Consider the following 22294-nt stretch of genomic DNA (forward strand, 5'->3'; position numbering starts at 1 on the left):
CTGTGTTTTCGCCTTTAGTTAAGTCACGTTTTCTGGAAAAATTTAAATATCATATATTATTCGGTTAGTGTTCGCCGCAATATCAAGCCACTTTTGAATTTATTTCATAGCGATTACGGCCATTTTCTTTTGCTAAAAACATGCTTTCATCGGCTCTATTTAAAAGGCCCTCAAAGGTTTTATCGTCATCATCACTGAGGGCGATACCTATGCTGACAGTGACAGTTAATGATATGTTATCGGTTTCTATTGTGGTGCTATTGAGTGCCTGTTGTAAGCGTTTTGCTAATTCAATTGCCCCCTGCGTTTCGCAATGTGGTAATAAAATGACGAATTCTTCACCGCCATATCGCGCTAAAAAGTCAACATCGCGAATCTCTTTTTCAAAAGTACGACAAAGTTGCTTTAAAACATGATCTCCTACTAAATGCCCGTGAGTATCATTAATTTTTTTAAAAAAATCACAATCAATCATTAATAATGCCAATGGAGAAGGATAACGTTTACTGCGTAAAAATTCAGTCTCACCGCGCTTGTATAATGCACGGCGGTTGGCAACATTGGTTAGCGGATCGGTATTAGAAAGTGCTTCTAAAGCTGCCGTTCGTTCATCTACTAAAGCTTGTAATGAATCGCGTGAAATGGTTGTTTCTGCAAGTTGTTTACTCATTTTATTAAACTGTTCTACGAATTCATTAAACTCAGTACTGCGTTGCGAAAGAGTGATCTCTTTATATTCACCATGTGATAAATTATTAATACCATATTCAATCTCCTTGATAGATGATTTAAACACTTGGCTAATATTTAGCGCGCCCCATGCAAGGCCAACAACCGTAGTTATCAATACCACGGCTAATATATAAAATAACTTGAGTACCGTGTAGCGTAATTCTGCTTCAGCATTTTCGGCTAATTGGGCGCAATCTTCACGGATCAATTCTATTTGTGTCAGTAATCGAGCATAAAGATGATCTGATATCTCAGCCTTGTTGGCATCGGTTACTAAATACTCAACCTGTCTGAATAAAATGATGATGCTACTGTGTTGATTTATGATTGCATTTTGTAAGGTTTGTTGACGGGGAGTTAATGTGGGAACGGATGAGATAATGTTAGTAAAATGTCGCTGTCCGGCGAACCAATCGGCTGCTTTTTGTGGTGTTCGGTTAGCTTGATCAGTAAAAATATTGAGCTGAAGGTCGTTCACTGCACCACTTACACGTTGTGTATAATCAACTTTTTCCATTGCAATATTTAAAGAGTTCCAAGAGCCTGCCAAGATAGATAAAATAATCACCATCAGACCAAAACCTGCGAAACTAAATAGATATAAGCGTTGCGTAAACCCCATTTATACTTCCTGTCACTGTTGTTAAGTAATTATTTTTCGCACAGTGTAATGAATTCACTGAACATAGTTATACACTGATTTGTTCAAAGCTGTACTGCGTTATTATCTACAAGTGCTAAAGGCCTATGATCTAACAATAATTTATAATCAGGTACTTCTCCATCTTCCACTAATTCTGATTTGACCATCCATTTTGCCTGAGATTTTAAATGCATTAATAAAGATTTATTTAGGGTTAATTTAAAAATGTAATCGGGCCATACCCAGTCGATAAAATGATCATTTGCGTCAATTCTTTTTATGATGGTCGCTTTGGCATCATCAGGATGTGTTGCGATAAACTCGATGGCTGCATTTAACGATTTTAAGACGCAGGTTGCACGCGCTAATTTATGTGAGTTATTTAATGGGGCTGTAATTAAATTAAACATGAGGGTATTTAAATTCTTGGTATTGAGGGTTGTTACCTGATCATTTAAGCGATGATTAGTTTCAAAAGCGTAGGGTTCCCAAGCAACAATATAGTCTACTTCATTATCAATCAGTGCTTGTGGTAATTTATCTGGTGAAAAATAGCGAACAATAACATCCTCTGTCGTTAAACCTGATAATGCAAGATAGGTGCTTAATAAGTATTCCCCTGAAGCGCCTTTTGTAACGCCTACTTTTTTACCGGAAATATTAATAGTTTGACGCATATTATTCAATTTACGCCCAATAATTTTTACATCATTATCAGATTGAGTGAAGGTCGCCAAGCTAACAAAATCACGGCGCTTCATACCTTGAAATACAATAACAGAGCCTGAGCTTGTGCCCATATCGGCCTTACCGTTAACAACCTGTTGGAAGCTTTTTTTGCCGCCAATGACATCCTTAATAATGACTTCGCCACAATACTCTTGGAAATATCCCTCTGATTCTGCGATGTAAAAAGGGGCTGAAAGCGGTGTTGTAGAAACAGCGATAGTAATTGCTGATTGAATTTGCGGAGAGTTGACATCGTTGGCACCACTAAAAGCCCTAATGGTTAGCACCACCACGATTAATATTATTAGCGTTATGGTCATGCGCATGTTGTATGCCTTCTCAGTTAAAAGTCAATTAAGTATAGAATAGTAATGAAGTTAGGTGAGCGAAAGAAGCGAGAACTGTTAGCGGTAATACATTTTGTCTAAGCTCAGTTGATTGCCGATTGATTTAAGTTGATAAAGATAACTAATTTTAATCGCTGAAACTGAGTGCATGTTCATCGCCTTGACACGAAAAATTGTTAATAAAATGAAAAATTGTATGGATAAACAGTATCGAATGCACCACGATATCATTAGAATGGGCACCTTAAATTTGCCCTCTATCCAAACGATTTTGAAAAGGAACCGTTCATGCGTTTTTCTGCTAATCAGTCTAGTAACCTTGTCGTTGTAAGTAATACTTCTGACAATCCTTTTGCCATTGATATCGCGTATGCGATGGGACAACATGAAGATATTGCTGATTTAATCAGCATGAAAACCTTTATGAACTCTGAGTTCTGCCCTCGTTTTATCTCCGACGAACTCGATATGGATGCCATTGGTCAAAGCTTAGAAGGCAAGACAGTCGTGATTGTTAGTACCAGTAGCCATACTAAATCACGTCAAGAATTAGCAATGGCTAACTTAGTGATCGCTCGTACCGCAAAAGAAAATGGGGCTACACGTGTCGTATTAGTTGAACCAGATCTGTTTTACAGCGCTCAGGATCGTGGTGCACATGCCGACCTTGGCGAAACTAATTTTGAACGTGATATTAACGATATTAAAAAGTTTGATGGACAGGCATTTACAGCGAAATTATACGCACAGCTATTAAAGTTCTCGGGTGTTGATACAGTATTAACAATCCATAATCACTCTTATTCTGTTCAACGTGTCTTTGCAGACATCTTTGAAGGTGATTTTCATAACCTGATTCCTTATGAGATTTACGCGCACTACTTATTAAACAGCAACATCCTAAATTACGGGCCAGAAGGCGAAGGGCTTGTATTATGTGCACCCGACAAAGGCGCACGTGATTTTGTAAAAGAGATGTACAACGCACTTGGTTTATCGAAAGCGAAATTTATCATGTTAGATAAAGAGCGTACCAGTGAGCGTAAAGTTGAAATCACATTACACAAAGAGAGCGAGCATACCTTTGAAGGACTAGATGGAAGCAGTATTGTATTATTCGACGATATGGTACGCACTGGCTCTACCGTGGTAATGTCTTGTCAGTTCCTACAAAAAATCAACCCTGAGCGCATGGTATTTGCAGTATCTCACTTCTATGCAAGTGACGAAGGTCGTGAGCGTATGATCCACCCTGCAATCGGTGAAATTTTAACACTTAATACACTGCCAACGATTCTAAACCGAGATGAACAGGGACGTTTACGTAAAAAGCTGGTGGTATTAAAAGTAGAGAAATGGCTTGCACAGGAGCTATCGAATATTCTTGATTTACCACACCAAGCGGAAACTAACCCGTACAAAATTGATATGTCATCTAAAAACCCACGTTTTCAACGTAAAATTTGGCACAGCGATGAGCTTTCAGACCTAAAGAAAGGTTAAAGAAAGGTTAAAAAAGCTAATTCGTTTTTAGAAACTCCCCCAAAAAAGCTCGGTATTGTCCGAGCTTTTTTATATCCTAAATAACCTCATAAAAACACACCTGCAACGGTTTTTATGGCATCATTTGCACCTCTTCCTTTCACGTAATGCAAATCGAGTCATTAACGCTCCCGCTTAATTTAGGTCGCAAGTAAAATATGTTTTCAGTTAAATCAAATATTTTGGGTCAGCTATTTGGCAATCCAACCCGCATTAATATTGATTCTCAGGCGATCAAGGTGACCATTGGGAAAGAGCAACAAACCATCCCATGGCAATCGCTCAGCACACCACCTGTGTTCTTATCTACCTTGCTTGGTCATCACATTAGTTTTGATACAGACGATAATACCGTGCAGCTGAGTAAACTGAGTGCGCGTGGAATAAAAGAGTTCAAACAACAATGTCAAACCTATTGGATAGCGGTCCATCAACATAAATTGCAATTATTGCTTGGTAAAATAAAGCCACTGATTAGCAAACGTTATCTGAGAGAATCGACCCTCAATGCGATTAAAGGCAACATCAATCGACTTTATCAGCAGTGGTTTCCTTGGTCAGAATCGGCTCCTGCATTAAGCGATAAAACGCAACAGTTATTGATGCAACTTACAATTTATCAGCACTGGAACGCAGATGATATAACGCATTGTCGAGAAACTTATATTCAATCCCAGCTTAAATTACATCAAGCATTTTTCGATAATGTTGAGTCCAACCCCTTAACACAAGCACAGCGAAGAGCCTGCATTATAGATGACGATAACAACCTGTTATTAGCGGGAGCGGGCACCGGTAAAACCAGTGTGATGGTCGGGCGCACCGCTTATCTGCTTAATAGCGAGCAAGCAACGCACAGCAATATATTGCTGCTTGCCTATGGCAAAAAAGCGGCCAAAGAGATGGATCAACGCATTAAAGAAAAGCTTGCCACCGATAAAATAAAAGCGAGTACCTTTCATAGTCTTGGTTTACGAATTATTGCCCAGGTCGAAGGCGCAATGCCCAGCCTTAGCCCCTTTGTTGAAGATGAAAAGGCCAAAGCCAAATGGGTGCAACAATGCTTTGAACAGTTAATTTCCAGCGATAAAGCTTATCGCCAATCAGTATTAACCTATTTCAGCCAATACTATTACGTTGAAAAAAGTCCTTTTGCATTTCCCACACTTGGTGATTATTACCAATACCTTAGTGATAATGATATTCGTACCCTCAAAGGAGAAAAGGTAAAAAGCTTTGGTGAACTACATATTGCCAATTGGCTGTTTAACCATGGCATCGCATATCAGTATGAGGCCAAGTATCACGTTGCCTTAAATACACTTGAGCGAAAACAGTATCAGCCAGACTTCTTTATACCTGAGTTCAATATTTATATTGAATATTATGGCATCGATGAAAATGGCGATAGCGCGCCTTATATCGACAAACAGCAATACCATGATGCGATAAACTGGAAACGAGAAACACACCAACAACATGGTAGTGAATGCATCGAGCTAAGTTATGCAGAGCTTAAGCAGGGAAAGTTATTAGCAACACTTGAGAAATTGCTGAATAAAAAAGGCATAAAATACAACAAATTGCCCGATGAGGTGATGCTAGCAAACCTAAAAGAAACGGGGCGAATTACAGAGTTAGCACAGATATTTTCAACCCTATTGGGTTTGTATAAAGGTGCCTGTTTAACAGAGGCCCTAGCGCAAAACATTATCGAGCAAGCGTTAGATAGCAAACAAACAGAAAAAGCCTTTGAGTTACTCAAGCCAATATTAAGCGCATATCAAACCTTACTGAGTAGTCGTCATGAAATAGATTTCGAAGACATGATAAGCAAGGCGATTGAATATGTGCAAAAGGGGCAATTCACATCGCCATGGCGTTACATTATGGTAGATGAATTTCAAGATATCTCCGAGCCCCGTGCCAGACTCGTTAAAGCCTTACGTGATAACCATCGAGGTAGCTCGCTATTTGCTGTCGGTGACGATTGGCAAGCAATCTATCGATTTAGTGGTGCAGATGTTTCACTAACGACACAATTTAGCGACTACTTTGGTGCGACAACACAAACGCAGCTTGATACCACCTTTCGTTTTAATGATCGAATTGGACAAGTTGCGACACAGTTTGTCTGTCAAAATCCAACGCAAATTAAAAAAATCATCAACTCACATAGTAAAGTGAGTAAACCCGCCGTGTCACTGCTACGTAAAGGCGCAGTAACACAGGCTAAAAGTCATGACGATGACGCAATTGATGAAATGGTGAATGGCGCACTCGATCAAGTATTAAAGGCTATCAGTCAACAGGTAACGCAAACGGCGAGTGTCTACCTATTAGCGAGAAACTGGTTTCAACTGCCCAATAAAAAAGCGCTTGCACAGTTGAATCAACAATACCCCTTGCTTAACATTGAAAACCAATCTTTTCATTCATCTAAAGGTAAAGAGGCAGATTTTGTGGTGATTGTTGGCCTTAAAAAAGGCAAACAGGGTTTCCCTTCCAACAAAGCAACCCCTGCAATTATTGATGCCTTATTGGCAAAACAGGAATCGTTTGTACATGCCGAAGAGCGACGATTATTCTATGTCGCATTAACCCGCGCTAAACATCGCGCTTACTTGATTGCCGATATGAGCAATAACAGTGAATTTGTTAGCGAATTAATTGAAAACTATGATATCGAACTGAACGAATTTGCTATCACCATGAACCAAGCCTTTGTGAAACAGCTTAACTGTTTAGTCTGTGAAACGGGCACATTAACGCCACGAAACAGTCGCTTTGGCCAGTTTTATGGTTGTACCCATTTTCCGCGTTGCGATCACAAAGAGCGAGGATGCAAGCAATGTGAAAGCGCCATGAGCAAACAAAAACACCAAGGTTTTAAAACTTGTTTAAACCCTAGCTGTTTAGAAATCGTGCCTCTATGTGATAAATGTGGCGCAGAAATGGTGCTAAGAAAAGGCCCTAAGGGCGAATTCTGGGGATGTCGAAACTTCAAAGGCAATGAACCTTTAAGCTGCAAAAATGGCATTAACAAAGAAGCGTTACAGTGGCCTGTTTAGGTATATTAATTATTAATTCGGTGCTGAGGAATAGAGGGGAAACATAACTGAAGTAGTAATACCAATTCCATTAAGTATGTGATCTAAATTTAACGCAGGGAAAATGGCTTAATTCAAGGCGTAAGTTGATGTAAATGGTTGTTCCCTTTACGAAACTTACAACGTGGAAATAAGTTATTTTAACCAGTTAAATAGATCAGCTATTTACTGGAATTGGTATAATGCACATTTAAAATATGATGTGTTCATTTATTTGAACTCGACATTACTATTCAATATTTCAATCTGTTACCATCAATAAAATCATCTAAATATATAATCACTACACAATTAAGCCTACAGGAATTAATCATTTGATTGACTTTCGAACCGCCCTTAGTGTGATGTCAAAATCATCACCATACGCTGTTTCTACAGAACGAAGCACTGTATTATCAACTGACTTGGATGCTGTAAAAAAATACCTTTATATTGAAGACTCTGATATTGAGACTGATTTTAAAAAGGTACTAAATAGTCTGTCATTTAACGATAAAAAGATAATTTTCCTTTGTGGTAGTAGTGGAGATGGAAAGTCTGAAATTTTAACTAGAGCAAAGAAAAATTTCCTATCTAAGGTAAATTTCCACCTCGATGCAACACATAGTTTCCATCCAAATGATTCAGCAATACAGACGCTGGATAAATTATTTTTGGAATTCTCGGAAAACTCAAAACCATTGGTTGTGGGTATCAATACCGGTATGTTAGGTAACTATGCGAAAGAGGGGGCTGTATCTGAAATTAAAAAGTCTGCATTGGCTTTTTTAGATAAGGAGTCAACACCTGACAATCACATATTCCTAGATTTTGAAAGCTACCCTAAGTTTAAAATAACTGATGATGGCTATGAAGCAGATTTTACACATAAATTGCTTAATAAAATTACACAAGCCGAAGGTAACTTAATTCGAGAAATTTATGAGAGAAATAGGTCTGTAAATAAAGATAAAAGTAGCAAGCGGTTACATGCCAATTATGAGTTGTTGAGTCAACCTGCAGTTCAAAAAACAATTGTTGAATTATTGTTTAAAGCGCGTTTAATGCACGATCAGTTTTTGACTGCTCGTTCTTTATTAGATTTTATTTTTACGCTTTTAGCGGGACCTGGTTACTTGTTTGATAATTTATTTGCGGGTGGGGACAATGAACTTTTAAGCAAAATTACTGATTTTGATCCTGCCCATTTAAGAACACAGAAAATTGATCGTTTTATCTTAGCAAATGACCTCGCTTTACCAGATAACGAATTTGATGAATTCAAGGCACATATCGAATCTATTGGCATTGAAAACTTAACAGGTAGCCACTCTTACTTAAGATTGTTTTATGTGCTAAAAAATGGTGACTTTAAAAATACTTACCCTAGTAAATTTATTCAGGACTTTAATGAATCACTGATAGAGAAATATATCAATATTTATCAGTTACATAGAAGTTATGATGGTAGTTCTATTCAAAGGAAGGCATTAAAAGACTTTTATAAGAACAGCTTGAGTACAGCTATTAGAAAGTATAATAACCGTAATGCCCCTAACTTGGGTAAGAGCCATTATTTAATCTCTGAATTAAATGGTTATCAACTAGCTGCTGAGTTAGACATCACTGCGGATATTAAAAGAATTACTCAATTTTCGACCCAATCTCCAGCCAGTTTTACTGCATGTATAAAAGTAGAAAATGAATTGTTATCAATTCCTGTCAATATCAATTTATTAAATCTGATGCAAAAAATAGTTGATGGTTATAGACCCAATAAGCATGACAAAAATACAGTCGTACTATTGGATGAGTTAATCGCTGGAATAGTGAAAGTGGCTAATAAGTTAAACACGCTTCATATTTTCAAATCCAATCAACATATTACAGTGAAAAAAGTAGATGAAGACGAACTTAAAGTAAGTGGGATGTAAAATGATAAAAGAGCAACTAGATATACCAGCAAATAATAAACTGAGTACATACCTACCTTTAAGAACTAAAAGCCTTCATTACAAGTTTTGTTGGGATACGGTACTGGGTTACTTTGTACGCGTATTTTATGGAAAAGAAGTAAAAAAAATTACTGTTGATGATTTTAAAGAGCTATGTAAAAAGAGGTTATCTCCAAAAATAGAAGAAGAACCTGATTTTTGGCTTGTACTAGAAAAAATGTACTTTGAACATGAACAAATTTTCAAAATTTCTCCTGAGTTATTAATTTTTAAAGCAGTAAAAGGTGAGATAGATACAAACAGTAAAAAGTTAGGTGATATGTACCTCGGTTTGCTAAATGGTTTTAATGTACCTAGCTCAGCCGAAAATAACCTTAATTTTTTAGAAAAAGAAATTAAATCCGAATTTGATAATTTTTATGAGACAGGAAAAGGTAAAGCGAGGGAGAATGAAGAAACACCTTATCTACCTTTCCTGACGGAACTCTTTCAGCAAGACTTACTCTTCCTTAGCAAGAGGCCACAATACCTATTAAATAATTTTAATGCCTTTATTCGCTTATATGGTTTTTTATATGTTTCTCAAATGGCCCTTAATATAAAAAATTGGAGCAATGGAGCGCCAACAAGTAAACCCTGCTATTTCATCATCGATAATGAAAAAGCCAGTGATGAGCGTTCACAAGTTAAAAATTATGGTTATGGTCAACTAAACGAGTACCTTGAGTACCTGTTTCCATACCTAGTGATGAATGAAACGTTACAAGAAAAAGGTGATATTAAGCCTATTTGGCAACTATTTGAAGGTTTAACAGACGATCATATTAGTAAGTTAAATGATTTCGGTAAAGATTTCGTAGAAGATCGCCATCAACGTAAATGGTATAAAAAACCGCTCAACTGGACTAACACCAACGATAATAATGAACTGTTAGCACAATTACTCGATATAGCACATGCACAATTTGAGAAAGGTAAAGGTGGTTTAACCACATTCAACGATACGGTGAGAAAAGGTCTTTTAGGCAATATTTGCGACCCTTTTATTCAACGTCGTGGTCGTGCAGGGCAAGTGCTCACCTTCAATCAAGATTACATTGTATTACTAACCAATTTAGCAATTGGTGAAAAGGAAAAATTACGCCTTCATGAGCTGCTTGATGAGTTTGAAGCAAGAGGTATCTTTTTCGATAAACAAAGTCAGCAATGTTTGATCGATTTTTATGAGCGTATGGGCAATGTTGAAAGAATGAGTGATAGTGGGGATGCAGTATATGTTAGAAAAACAGTTTGAAGAGTTTTTAGTAACACACTTTAATACTTGGGCTGAGACAAATTTAAAAGCAGGTTATCGTTACCAATTTAAAACATCGGATAGTGATAAAGGGCAAGCGCTTTATAATGCTTTTGTTGATTCTTCTACTAGCAGCATTTCAATTAAAGGTGTTGAGTTAAAGATACTTCAATATGGTAGTACGAAGCTTTTACCTGTCTATCATGGCGACTCTGAAAATGGCTTTACTGAAAACTTTATATCGCATCTACGCGATGAAATATCTTCTCAACAGGGGGAATTTAAAGGCACTGCGTTATTAATTATTCATAATTCAATGCTTGATACGTTAATAAATTCTACAGAGGATGTCGCGCAGCCTAAATTTGTTTGGCACCCTAAAAATATCAAGCAGTTGCTTTTTGCTGAGATTAAGCAGGAAGATCAAAATGCAAAAATCTCTGAATGTTTACTCGATTTTTATTTCGACGATATTGTTGATGACGGCGCAACCATGTTTGGTTTTGAAAAACTGTATTATGCAATTGCGGATGGTGATTTACAGTTTCATGAATTAGGTCTTTTAAACGATGATCAACTTACAGAAGGGGGCTGGGATGGAGAGCAAATTAATGATCGTTTAAAAGACAATAAAGAACTAAGTGAAAAACTTGATTTTATAACACATCATTTCCCCAATGAATTAGAAGATAAATTAGCCTCGCTTGATTTCAGTGAAAAATTTATAAAAGAAAACTTTCCAAGTGAAGATGTAGAGCAGTATAAAGGTAAGCTTGATCTTGGTCTGTGTTTTGCAGAACAACAAAAAAACAGAACAAATCTACTTGAACTTGAAAGTGAAAAAGCGCCTTATATTGATTTATTAAGTAAAGCGAAGTCAGAAAAAGGGGCGGGTGCAAGAGAACGTCATTTAATACTTCTACTTGAGCCTGAACAGCATACCTTCGAGTTAGAGTTGTGCTTTTTGAATCAAAAATTAAAAGACAGTTACTGTAAGATACAACACAATAAAAACCAGCAAGATGTCAATATAGAAATAAAGAATCCCGGCGGTATAAGAAGTCGTGCAGTGTTAACCAGTAGCTTTGATGGTAATGCACGTTACTTTACATTTCAGGTTAAAACGGACAAGCCAAAAGAAACGCATAAGTTTAAAGTATTGGTGATTGGTAAAACTGATTTTTATATAGAAGGTTTCAAGCATACCTACTTGGTTGAACCCTCTAAACAGTGGTTAACACTGCAAACGGATGATCAGTCTTTACAAGTGAGTGATTTAACCAATACCAGCGTATTAAACACCAACCAGCAAGTGTTTGATGCGAGTGACGTGGGCTTTGTTGATTTTAAAAAATTAGCCAGTGAATCCGACGAAGTTTGCTTCACGGTAAAGGGCACTACAAGCCAATTAACATTTAATGTGGAAGGTGAGGTTGCAACCGACTCGCTGGCTTTTCCGCTTATGTTAGACCAAGGGCGCTTTAATCATCTATTTAACGATGAATATTTTGGTCAATATAACCGCCGTAAAAGCAAAGTATTATTAGACGGTAAAGAAGTTGCACCGAAAGGCAAGCGACTCACATTATTGCAAAATGAAGCCGAGCTACTCGACAGCCAATTGCTTGCAAAACATTCACTTGAAAATGATATAAAACTCCATGATATAGAAGTTTATTACCCAGACCTTTTTAATGCTTACCGTGATTTATACGATTATCTCGCATTTCATAAAACACTCTTAAGTCTATCGGGATGGGGGCCCAAGCTAAGAGGTTTGATTGAACAAATAGTTACTGTTTATCAAATCGCTATCGAAGACATTCCCTATCATGCACCGCTACTAGATCAACATAGCTTACTGGTTAATATTGGTTTCGCTGAATTTGAAGAGCAGGAGTACATAAGCCCTTACCATCCAATGGTATTAGCTTACAATGCCAACTTAGCGAATAGTCTCGCCAACGATAAATTGGAAACAGGCAGCTATAAAAAATTGCCACCAGTTACTATCCAGCGTTTAACGGCCCAAGGCTTATTACCGTTTGTTTATCACCCTCAGCATGACTTCTCATACAACCATGCTGAAAAAGAAAATGTCTTTTGGTCGAAGCTTATCCCGCAACAAGAAAGTAGTTATGACTTTGTCCGCTCGCTTGTTAAAGACAAAGTGGGGAAATTTACAACCGCCTTCAAACAGTTATTTTTAGCGGGCAGTAAAACAACCCTGATCATTAACTCGGTTAATAATCAGAAAAATGAAGAGTTGTTCCTAGGTTTAATAGATTACATCAAGCTTAAAAAAGACAAAGTTACCAATATTCATGTCAATCTATATGATGAGTCAGAGTGCTATAGCTGGTTTGATAAGTTTGCAGATATGGCCAGCTACGATGAAATTAAAGTACTCTGTGAATTAAATAAAGGGGCTATTCGAGAGCAAGCCGATAGCATTGTTGACTTGCTACGAACACGTTTAACCTACAGTAAGTATGAGCATGGTAAGGGCGACAAAGAACAAGCGTATGCGCACATGTCTTTTTTCAAAAATAATGAACGTGTTCAAGCGACGGACGTAGATGTCTTAAAACAGGAAAGTGGCGTGGTATGTCATGGTTTAATGCCGGGCGAATCAGCATCTAATAAAAATGGTCGTTACTATACCTCTTTTGGTTTGCAAGGCGTCGATATCGAAAGTGCACCACATTTAAAACTGATTGCTAAATACAGTGGGTTGATAAAACCCGCTAAGCTTAGGCATGAAGAATATAGTGCCTCTAAATCGCAAGCATTAGTAGTCAAGGATAGTTTCAAAACCTTACTTGAGCGCTCTTACGAAAACTCAATTTGGACCACCATTATCGACCCAAAGGTGACGCTAGAGTTTTTTGAAAACCAAAAAAATATGGTGCTGATCCACTATTCAGATAACTACACCAACTCAGTTAACTACGATGCAATAACGGTGACCAAGCAGACAGATCTTTATCATAAAGTACTTGAAAGTGATCAAGGTGGCATCATAGAAGAATTTAATGCATTCAATGGCGAATGGTTGCTTAATTTAGTAACTGCAGAGGCCAATGAACGAAAAGAAAAGCGCGGTATTATTGGTGCGTATAAATATGTTAACTGCCTTGTTGCAGATTCCAACATTACTTGGGTGCCGTTATCAATTGCCGAAATAGTCAGAGTGGCGGGTAACCTTGGTTTAAATATGAAAGACAGTGATTTATCACGTCATTCACAAGGTTTCAAAAAAGGGGCTATTTCAGACGATATTCTTTTTGTTGGTTTTAAAGAACAGCAAATTATATTTTTACCCGTTGAGGTAAAAACGGGTAAACGCCAGACGCATAACAAAGGGGTGGAGCAAACTAAAGAGCTTAAACGCTATTTTGAAGCGCTGTTAGGGCAACAAAATTTAGCGGGACATTTGTACCGTGGTTTGTTTATGCGCCAAGTGCTGATGCAAATAGATAAGTACAAGCTCTATAAAGTGTATGCTGATGGATATTTTAATAGAATCGAGAATAATAGCGCGCAGTGGTTACAAGGTGATTACCAACTTGTTGAACTGACAGATTATCCTGAAGGTATTTTGTTTGTAAATGTTGAAGACACTGACTTTACCAAAGCTTCTTTCTTGAAAATACAAAATATTCTGAAGATAGAGCTACCAGCAGATAACTTGGGTTATTGGATTAAAACACCAATGCAAAAGTTACTTGGTGATTTAACGCCTGCTAAGTTACATCATATCGATGAGCAATATATTTTAAAAAGGGAGCCTGTGGTAAATCTTGTTGTAACGGATTCTGAGCCTTCTACAACAAACAGTGAAGATTTAACTACGTTAGTTAGCTTAGGTAGCACAACACAAACCACTATTAGCGAACAATCAGATTCTACAGATAACTCAGAAAGCGCGTCTAAGACTACTGATGAAGCAGACGTTGTAGCCACTGATTCAATACGTAAAAAAATGCCTGTTGAAGATTTACAAGCAATGTACCAAACAATCATTGATTGTTATTACAGCCATAAAGTTAACTTGCTCAAAGCTGATAATGTTGAACCTTATATTGAGGGACCAGCCTCTATTCTATTTAGAGTCGGGCTCAGTCTCGGTGATAAACCAGAGAATGTATTTGCGAAGTCCCAATCACTTAAATTAGCGTTAAAGCTAGAACAAGAACAAGAGATTGGTTTTGGTATCGATAAAGGCTGTATCACTATTGATGTGCCTAAAAGCCAAGAGCAACGTTACTTTGTAGACCAAAACGACATTTGGCCAAATTGGCAACGTCCACAAAACGCTCTTGAAGTACCACTAGGTGAAGACCGCTTCGGCGAAGTAATTAAACTTAATTTTTCATCCTCAAATTGCCCACATTTGCTTATTGGTGGTACAACCGGTAGCGGTAAGTCAGAAGCGCTAAATACTATTTTATATGGCATGGTTGAGCATTACACACCAAGTGAATTAAAGTTGATGTTAATTGACCCTAAAGGGACCGAGCTTAACGATTTTGAACGCTATCCGCACTTAATAGGGCGCATTGGGTTTGATGATGAAGACGCACTAGAACTGTTAACTCAAGCAGTAGCTGAAATGCAATCGCGCTATGCACAATTTAAAGCACAGGGTGTACGCTCACTGCCAGACTACAACGCCAAAGTAACACCTGAAGAGCGTATACCTTGGTGGGTATTGGTGCTTGATGAATACGCCGATTTAACATCAGATAAAGACATGAAAAAGGATATTGAATCTGAGCTAAAGCGCTTAGCGCAAAAAGCCCGTGCTGCCGGTATCCATTTAATTATTGCCACGCAAAAACCAAGTGGCGATGTAATAAGCACAAATTTACGTTCTAACCTGCCAGCACAACTTGCACTACGAGTTAAAAATGGTACTGAAAGTCGTGTTATTCTTGATGAACAAGGCGCGGAAGTACTTAATGGTAAAGGGGATGCTTATCTTAAATCAGAAGGTAAGTTGGTTAGAATACAGTGTGCAAGAGTCCAGCAAAACTAAAACGAGGTTAAAATGTATAATAAAAGAAAGTATCTTAGTGAAGCATTTATTAAACGCTATTCAATACCTATAGGCATTGTAGGTTTAGCACTTACAACTATGTCTACATTCGGCGTATCTATGGAGGGGACTTTCAATGCTTCAAATTTCTGGGCTATGGTGTGGCTTTTCGTCGCATTAATAATACTTGTCATAATTGCGCTAGATTTAGCACTCAAGGATCTAAACGTCTTTGTAAATTCAAAGTTCAATATTGGTGAATTACCACCTGTATTGAGTATTGCAGGGATTAATGACGACGAAAATGCGAAAATCATTCTTCACCCAAATAAAGATATATCAATTCAAAAAGATGCCGTAGTAACAATAATACTATGTGACGAAAAACAAGGTGATATTGAGTTTGGTTTAGGAGTTATTACAGATCTACAGGCTGACGGAAAAATTGCTTTAGTAGCAACACCGAAAAGAGCATTAGAGAAACAATGGAGACTTGTTCTTGAAAATACAGGTAATTATGCGAGTAAATTGAGAGTTAGAACTATAGTAGACAGAAACTATGTTAATGATGATTATTTGTATAAAGAAAATTATGAAATTGGCAATTTAAGTAAATCGGCAAATGTTTTGAGTCATGATGGGACAGGAGTAAAGCTATGAGTAACTATAACTACATTCAGTTTACTCAGCCAGCGGGGGTATTTTATATGCTGAGCTTACCTGCTAAATTCGTTACTAAAATAATGGTCGTAAACGAACGAGATGAAGACGGGAGTGGGATGCAAAGAGGGGACTCTAAACCAAGGATTGATGAAATAAAGAGTTATTGTAATGATCCTGATGCTACATTCCCAACCCCCGTAATAATGGCAATTGATTCAGAAAATTTGACATTTAACAAAGATAATACAGTTACAATAGCTGATGAAGCAGGAATAGCTGATGTTTTAGATGGGCAACACAGGCTGAAAGGTCTTAGAGCATCAAATAATATTGATGCATTTGAATTACCGGTAGTATTTGTAAAAGATGCAACAGAAGAACAAAAAGCTTATATATTTTCTATTATTAATAGTAAGCAAACTAGAGTATCACCCTCTCTAATTTATGATTTATTCGCGGTCATGAAAAAGAGAAGCCCTCAAAAAACATGTCATGAAATTGCTCGCAGCTTGAATAAAATGGAATCATCACCATTTTTCGGGCGTTTGAAAATGTTGGGAAAAGGTGGAGGGGAAAATGCCTCATTGTCACAAGGAACATTTGTGAAAAGGCTTGTTACTCTAATCACTAAGAAACCAGATGATTATCTGATAAAAATAAAAAATGATGAAGAACTTCCGATAGAAGATCTACCTTTCAATGAGTATTTCCGAGAAAATAAGGATGACGTAATTTTCAAAGTGGTCTTGAATTTATTTTCAGCTGTAAGGCATGAGTTTAGAGATGAATGGGGCAACCCGAGTGAATCAATCCTTTCGAAAGGTATAGGTTTTGGGGCTATTATAAGAGCATTTCCAGCTATCTTTAAGAAAGGTAAATCAAAAGGAGATCTTTCTGAAAGTTACTTCCGTGAAGTGTTCGCTAATTTCAAAACTGTTCTAAGTGAGGAGAATATTAGCCTGACATCGGAACACTTTGGCTCAAATGAAGCGAATGTTACACAGTTACACAAACTCATTGAAAAAGGGCTATTAAGGGTGTGACTAAAGTACTTTTTAAATTTAACAAAGTTGGGTTACTTGCTTAAATATAAACTGACAGTTCCCATAGGCTGTCAGTTATAAGTAAAGAACGCGGGTTTAATCTCTTTTATTATAAAAACTAATCCCACGATTCAAATGCAACTTAACAAAATCTCCAAACTGCACACCTCCTAGGTGTGCAGTTTGTTTTTGATACGCTTCACGCAGCACGGCTAAATAAACATCGGCATATTCACCGGCAAACACTTTCCAGCTCATTTCCACGTTGCTGTCTGATGGAATATCTTCAACAGGGGGGATTGAATCTTCAGCGAGCGACATACAAAGTGCCCACCGACAAAGTACATTCCAGTTTTCGATTCCTGTTTTACGTTTTAAGGTGGTTAGTTGTTGCTTTTGCTTTTCAGAAAGGCGAATAGTATCAATTGTATGTTCCATTAAAAGTACCCCTTTGTGAACGCTGAGCTTTGTTGTTGTTCGTTATATTGAATGTGGTATTCACGGCAAATAGCTGGACTGAGTTGCTTATAATACTGTCCGTTTATCTCTTCATCCGTTGATAACAAGATCACTTGCTGACTCGCATTTGGGAAGTAGTTGTTAATCAACTTATTACGGTGTTTACCATCTAAACGACCTAATGGTGTATCAATCACTGTTGGGATCTCTTTACCTGATGCTTCTGCTAATCCCCATAAAACAGCAATCGCCAATAATTGTCGCTCACCTGCTGATAAACGGCTTGGTGACATCGCTTGGTTTTTATTATCAAGCAGGGTTAGTTCAAAGCTAGTAGGACAAACTGTTATACCATTTATGAGTTTTTCTTTACGCGATAACGCATGAAACTTTTCACTGATATGAGATTGAAGGTACTCAACGTTTTCAGCCACTAACTTTTCAGCAAAGCTTTGCATTGTGTTTTTAAGCTTGCCAATATGCTCTGCAACTTGTCCTGCACGTTTCTGCTCAAAGGTATCTTTACTTTGTTGTGTCAGTAGATTTGAGTAACGTTGATTCAACACATCTAACTTGGCTATTGCCTGATCTAATAAGACTTCTTTTTGCTTCTTAATAGTTTGTGTATTTTTGAACATCGCTTCATGTTCAGCAAGCTCATTTAACAGATGTTGTACGGTTTCATAATCAGGCACACTTTCTAGCTTTTTATCAAATAAGGCCTGTGCTTCTAATAACTCTGCTCGCTCTTCTGCAAACTGTTGTCGCTCAATGGCATCGTTTGCTAATTTGTCATCTAGCCCATTAAATATCGCAATATCTGAATGAAGGTAACACTCTGTACCAACCACTTTTTGGCGTTCATTCGCCAGTGCTTGCATGGTTTCTGCTACTTTGGCAAAGGCTTTTTGATCAACACCAGCTTCTGTGAGTGACGTTTTTATAGTTTGCTCATACTCATAAATAGCACTCTCGATCACTTTTGCCTGCGTGGCTTTTTGTTCAAGGTTAATCTGTTTTTTAGTTTGCTTGATTAACTTTGAGACTAACGAAAGTGGTCCACAACCAGCATCTAATTTTACGCGATTGTGTTGATTGGTTTTTAATTTTTGCTCAATGGCCCCAAGTTCAAATTTAATGCTATCGCGCTCTTCGATTAAATGTGCACCTGCATTACGTACTTTTTGACGAGATTTATTAATGCTGAGATTATATTGACTTGCTTGTTGTTCAAGATTGGCAAGATCGGTACGTAGATCATGCACCACGATGCCTTGCTCGCCAATTTCGGCTTCACAGAGACTCACTTTTTGCATGACACTGTCATCAAGGTTTGCGCTTTTACGTTTTCGCTCTACATTGCCTAAATCTATTTGCAATTGGCTAAGTAGATCTAAGCCTAATAGATTTTCAATGCCTGTACGGATAAGTTCAGAGCTTCTGTCTGGGTGTGCTAAGTTTTCAATTTTTTCACCATCAAAGAAAAACAGATCTGATAATGAAAGGGGAATAAACTCATTCACGAATTCATCCCAGTATTGGCTTAAATGGCGATCTTCTTCACCATCACAGAACACTTTAACTTTATCGCGGGTTTCCACAGCAACTTTCCAGTAACGCACGACTTTAAACTCTTTTGTCTCAGTATCTGATGAGTGAGTAAAAGTAATTGATAATTCTACTTTTTCATTAGCCTCGGCATAACGATTTTTAGTATTAGCTAAATAGGTGCTAAAGGCCTCTACGCCACGGTTTGAGCATTTAGCATGTTTACCATATAAAACGAGTTGCAGTGCATCTAAGAAGGTCGTCTTACCTCCACCGTTTAAGCCACCAAACAATATAACAGGTTTAGTTTTAGTGACGCTTAAATCGATTTCATGAAAACCTTTATAGATACCAAAATTTTCAATGGTGAGCTGTTTAATAATCATCGGTTGACTCCTCAGTCTCAATAATTAAGGAGCTATAGCCTTGTTCTTTAATAGATCTTGTTACCATTATAATTTTTTCTTCAATTGCTCTCTTATCTTCTTCATCGAGATTAGGAGAGTTATTTAAATGTATTTGTAAACGATGGCGCTCGCGCTCTAAGGCAAATTGCTTTGCTTCAAACAAGCTATTAAATGCACCTTTATCTAAGCTTTTGTTTAATTCTTCTGATAAATTTGCACGACGCAGTTGATTACGGTGCTTATTGGCAATCGACATCACAGAGCGCATTTGTTGGTAAAGCAGGCCATCTTCATCACCTTGCTCTTTACAGTGTTGCTTTAACTTATCAAGCACGTCCAAATTTAAAATAGGGTGATGCGCGCGTTGTTTACCCGGGTAGCTTTGTTTAATTGCTTGCTCATAAATGCGAGGTACGCTGTCTTCCGCTTCATGTTTATCTTCTAGCCAAATACGGCGGATCTCTTCTAAATCTTCTATCGTTAATAGCTCTATGTCTTTGACTTCTTCTGGCCCTAATTGTTGCACTGCAACTTGCGCTTCTAAAACCTTAGCTAACAGGTGTTCACGAAACGATTGAATGTAAGGTCCTGGTACTAAATCTGCACCATGCTTTGAAACATGCACGGTTAAATTGCCTTTCATTCGTCTAAAGTCTCGATTGGCTTTATCCCGCTTTAGCTTTTCTATTTTTTTATGGCGGTTGGCATCATTGACTTCAATTTCATTTCGCAGTGCAACCAATGGATACATCCACTCTTTTTCTTCATCATTGGCTATCATGGCATTCATGGATTTATCTTCAGATACCATAGTACAAACGTAACAACCAAAGCGGCTATCGCCACAACTTTGCGTGCTTTTATCAACTACTAAAGGGCATTCACCACCTTCAGTTGCGCCTTGATACATGCCCATTAAATCATGGTTTGGAAAACCCCAAGGATTTTTAATACTGTTGAGATAGACCCACACATCATCATTAGTCCAACTTGCAATAGGCGTATAAACCCAAACACGTTCGAGAGAGTCATTTTCAGTTAAACCTTGTGCTTTACGAGTATTAGTTTCAGAACTCTCAAAACGCTCCATACTCGCTGCACGTGCAGTGCTTTCTGCTTTACGTGTACCTAACACTAAAATAGCTTCGCCACTTTTGTTGGCCATATTTTGGATGAAGGTATTCGAAGGTGATATTTTCAGGCGATCTGTACACCAACGAAATTTGTAACGTGGGGCAGGGTAACCTTTACCAATTAGATTAACCCAAAATCGGTCTTTGACTGCAGGGGTTAATCTGTGTGGGGTAATCGGTAAACCTTGCTCATCAGCTTGTTCTTTCATTTTACTTAAAGATTTACCTACCCACATTGCAACGATGGGGTTTTCAACCAGAGTATCGGTACTGATAACATGTACTTTTTTCTTACACGCGCCTTCTTCTTTTAACTCTTGTAAGGCATACCAGATAAGTTGCAAAATTGCAGTTGAATCTTTACCGCCACTGTAACCAATTACCCATGGTATCTGATCACTTTTATAAAGTGTTTTTACGTGATCAATAGAATCTCTGATCGTTTCTTTCAAGCCTACTTTCGTAAATGCAGATTGGTTTTTTGTGCTAGACATTTCTTGCCCTTTGTAATTTTTCTTCGTCGGCTTGTTCTTTTTCATTAAGCGGTATTTCGAGATAATGCTTTATTTTATTGGCTGTTAGCTTTGCTGATTGGGAATTATTATTCATACCACCATTCACTACACATCGACTCTCCCAGTCTGCCTGGTTAGATTTATCCCAATTAATTTGTTTTAACCTTATTAATGTTTGCTTCCAATTTTTATCATTTTTCAATAAATATGAACCGACGATACCGAGGGCTTGAAAAGTAACTGAATGAGCATGAATGCCCTCTTCTCTTAGTTCTTTGCTCGAAACTTCATCTCGGCATACTAATAACCAAGCTGGCATGTTCTTAATTACTTCTTCCCAGTATTCAGATGCAATTGGAATTAGGCTCTGATAATTATCTTTATCGATTTTGCCAACTAACTGCTTTGTTGCTTTATTTACAGCACTATGGCTGATTAATTTTTTGGATCGAGAGCCTAAGTTGCTTTTTTCCATATGCACAAGTTTCGATAGGTTTTTACTTTGATATATGATTGTTTTTGACAAAATAGCATGAGGCTTATCGTCGTAAGTAATGCTTAATGAAGTATCTGTTTTAACAGGGTATAGATTTAGATCTTTAAATATTCGCTGCCTCTCTGCAAGGGTTTTATTTGCAAAAAAAACAATAGATATAGTTTCATTTGCTAATGAAGGATCCTCTTTTAATGCTTCTAATATTGCAGCATTTCGATGTTGACCATCAGTGATATAGATTTCTGCATCTTCATCAATTAAAAGAGTACCAATTTTTTGTTCGTGTTTAGATTCGCCTATGCCAATGAATTCACTTTTACCATCGATACAAGCAGTTAATGCAGAAAACACATAACCATAGCGGTTATCTAAGATGTAGTTAGTAATTTCAGGAATTCGATCTTCATTAATAACACGTTGCGCTCGTTTCTCTACAGGCAATATGCTTTCATCTAAAGTAAAAACTTTCATTAACCTTTTTAGAGGGCACATAACCGTGTAATATTCATTACCAGCCTGAGTACCTTTAATTGCAGGAAACGAAGTACCCGATACTATTGTTTGCATACTTAAAACCTCAAAATACTTATCATCCATGTTCTTACGAAATATATGCTTGTTCGTAAGAACAAGAGTGCGTAATGTACGTGACATGACG

Annotated in this window: 13 protein-coding genes; 7 read left to right on the forward strand and 6 right to left on the reverse strand. The window is 37.5% G+C overall.

What is annotated here, in order from left to right:
• Window positions 1-82 precede the first annotated feature (82 nt).
• Window positions 83-1354 carry a GGDEF domain-containing protein gene (locus tag CW745_RS02645; protein ID WP_101106958.1) on the reverse strand — a complete coding sequence of 424 codons (1272 nt, stop codon included), beginning with the start codon at window positions 1352-1354 and terminating at the stop codon, window positions 83-85.
• An 83-nt stretch (window positions 1355-1437) separates the two neighbouring features.
• Complete coding sequence (locus CW745_RS02650) at window positions 1438-2430, reverse strand: ABC transporter substrate-binding protein (RefSeq protein ID WP_101106959.1); 993 nt, start codon at window positions 2428-2430, stop codon at window positions 1438-1440.
• Between the two features lie 309 nt (window positions 2431-2739).
• On the opposite strand from CW745_RS02650, the gene CW745_RS02655 reads away from it, so the two are divergent.
• The 7 genes from CW745_RS02655 to CW745_RS02685 all read left to right on the forward strand — a co-directional run bounded on the left by CW745_RS02655 (window position 2740) and on the right by CW745_RS02685 (window position 17078).
• On the forward strand, window positions 2740-3954 hold the full coding sequence (locus CW745_RS02655) for a phosphoribosyltransferase family protein (protein ID WP_101106960.1): 1215 nt from the start codon (window positions 2740-2742) through the stop codon (window positions 3952-3954).
• A gap of 197 nt (window positions 3955-4151) precedes the next feature.
• Window positions 4152-7064, forward strand: a complete 2913-nt coding sequence (locus CW745_RS02660; protein ID WP_101106961.1) for a UvrD-helicase domain-containing protein — start codon at window positions 4152-4154, stop codon at window positions 7062-7064.
• A gap of 353 nt (window positions 7065-7417) precedes the next feature.
• Window positions 7418-9016 (forward strand): DNA phosphorothioation-dependent restriction protein DptF, encoded by a 1599-nt coding sequence (gene dptF / locus CW745_RS02665; protein ID WP_238596662.1) that lies wholly within the window; start codon window positions 7418-7420, stop codon window positions 9014-9016.
• Window position 9017: 1 nt separating this feature from the next.
• The gene (dptG, locus tag CW745_RS02670) at window positions 9018-10331 is read left to right on the forward strand and encodes a DNA phosphorothioation-dependent restriction protein DptG (RefSeq protein ID WP_101106962.1); all 1314 of its coding nucleotides are present in this window, start codon (window positions 9018-9020) and stop codon (window positions 10329-10331) included.
• Window positions 10312-15372, forward strand: a complete 5061-nt coding sequence (gene dptH, locus CW745_RS02675; protein ID WP_238596663.1) for a DNA phosphorothioation-dependent restriction protein DptH — start codon at window positions 10312-10314, stop codon at window positions 15370-15372. Before dptG ends, dptH begins: the two co-directional genes overlap by 20 nt.
• A 12-nt stretch (window positions 15373-15384) precedes the next feature.
• Complete coding sequence (locus tag CW745_RS02680; RefSeq protein WP_101106964.1) at window positions 15385-16032, forward strand: hypothetical protein; 648 nt, start codon at window positions 15385-15387, stop codon at window positions 16030-16032.
• The gene (locus CW745_RS02685; RefSeq protein WP_101106965.1) at window positions 16029-17078 is read left to right on the forward strand and encodes a DGQHR domain-containing protein; all 1050 of its coding nucleotides are present in this window, start codon (window positions 16029-16031) and stop codon (window positions 17076-17078) included. The genes CW745_RS02680 and CW745_RS02685 overlap by 4 nt, the downstream gene beginning before the upstream one ends.
• 96 nt (window positions 17079-17174) lie before the next feature.
• Here the strand turns inward: CW745_RS02685 and dndE are convergent, their stop codons facing one another.
• The 4 genes from dndE to dndB are packed head-to-tail and all read right to left on the reverse strand — an operon-like array spanning window position 17175 to window position 22290.
• Window positions 17175-17516, reverse strand: coding sequence for a DNA sulfur modification protein DndE (dndE, locus tag CW745_RS02690; RefSeq protein ID WP_101106966.1), 342 nt, complete (start codon window positions 17514-17516; stop codon window positions 17175-17177).
• Window positions 17516-19471 carry a DNA sulfur modification protein DndD gene (dndD, locus tag CW745_RS02695; protein ID WP_101106967.1) on the reverse strand — a complete coding sequence of 652 codons (1956 nt, stop codon included), beginning with the start codon at window positions 19469-19471 and terminating at the stop codon, window positions 17516-17518. Before dndD ends, dndE begins: the two co-directional genes overlap by 1 nt.
• Window positions 19461-21119, reverse strand: coding sequence for a DNA phosphorothioation system sulfurtransferase DndC (dndC, locus tag CW745_RS02700; RefSeq protein ID WP_101106968.1), 1659 nt, complete (start codon window positions 21117-21119; stop codon window positions 19461-19463). The genes dndD and dndC overlap by 11 nt, the downstream gene beginning before the upstream one ends.
• Window positions 21112-22290 (reverse strand): DNA sulfur modification protein DndB, encoded by a 1179-nt coding sequence (gene dndB / locus CW745_RS02705; protein ID WP_238596664.1) that lies wholly within the window; start codon window positions 22288-22290, stop codon window positions 21112-21114. Before dndB ends, dndC begins: the two co-directional genes overlap by 8 nt.
• Window positions 22291-22294 lie beyond the last annotated feature (4 nt).

Origin of the sequence: Psychromonas sp. psych-6C06 (assembly GCF_002835465.1) — a bacterium.
GTDB lineage: Bacteria > Pseudomonadota > Gammaproteobacteria > Enterobacterales > Psychromonadaceae > Psychromonas.

Bases quoted from the DNA above. Each gene is read 5' to 3' on its own strand.
- CW745_RS02645 (WP_101106958.1), bottom strand. From the start codon at position 1,354: ATGGGGTTTACGCAACGCTTATATCTATTTAGTTTCGCAGGTTTTGGT.
- CW745_RS02650 (WP_101106959.1), bottom strand. From the start codon at position 2,430: ATGCGCATGACCATAACGCTAATAATATTAATCGTGGTGGTGCTAACC.
- CW745_RS02655 (WP_101106960.1), top strand. From the start codon at position 2,740: ATGCGTTTTTCTGCTAATCAGTCTAGTAACCTTGTCGTTGTAAGTAAT.
- CW745_RS02660 (WP_101106961.1), top strand. From the start codon at position 4,152: ATGTTTTCAGTTAAATCAAATATTTTGGGTCAGCTATTTGGCAATCCA.
- dptG (WP_101106962.1), top strand. From the start codon at position 9,018: ATGATAAAAGAGCAACTAGATATACCAGCAAATAATAAACTGAGTACA.
- dptH (WP_238596663.1), top strand. From the start codon at position 10,312: ATGTTAGAAAAACAGTTTGAAGAGTTTTTAGTAACACACTTTAATACT.
- CW745_RS02680 (WP_101106964.1), top strand. From the start codon at position 15,385: ATGTATAATAAAAGAAAGTATCTTAGTGAAGCATTTATTAAACGCTAT.
- CW745_RS02685 (WP_101106965.1), top strand. From the start codon at position 16,029: ATGAGTAACTATAACTACATTCAGTTTACTCAGCCAGCGGGGGTATTT.
- dndE (WP_101106966.1), bottom strand. From the start codon at position 17,516: ATGGAACATACAATTGATACTATTCGCCTTTCTGAAAAGCAAAAGCAA.
- dndD (WP_101106967.1), bottom strand. From the start codon at position 19,471: ATGATTATTAAACAGCTCACCATTGAAAATTTTGGTATCTATAAAGGT.
- dndC (WP_101106968.1), bottom strand. From the start codon at position 21,119: ATGTCTAGCACAAAAAACCAATCTGCATTTACGAAAGTAGGCTTGAAA.
- dndB (WP_238596664.1), bottom strand. From the start codon at position 22,290: ATGTCACGTACATTACGCACTCTTGTTCTTACGAACAAGCATATATTT.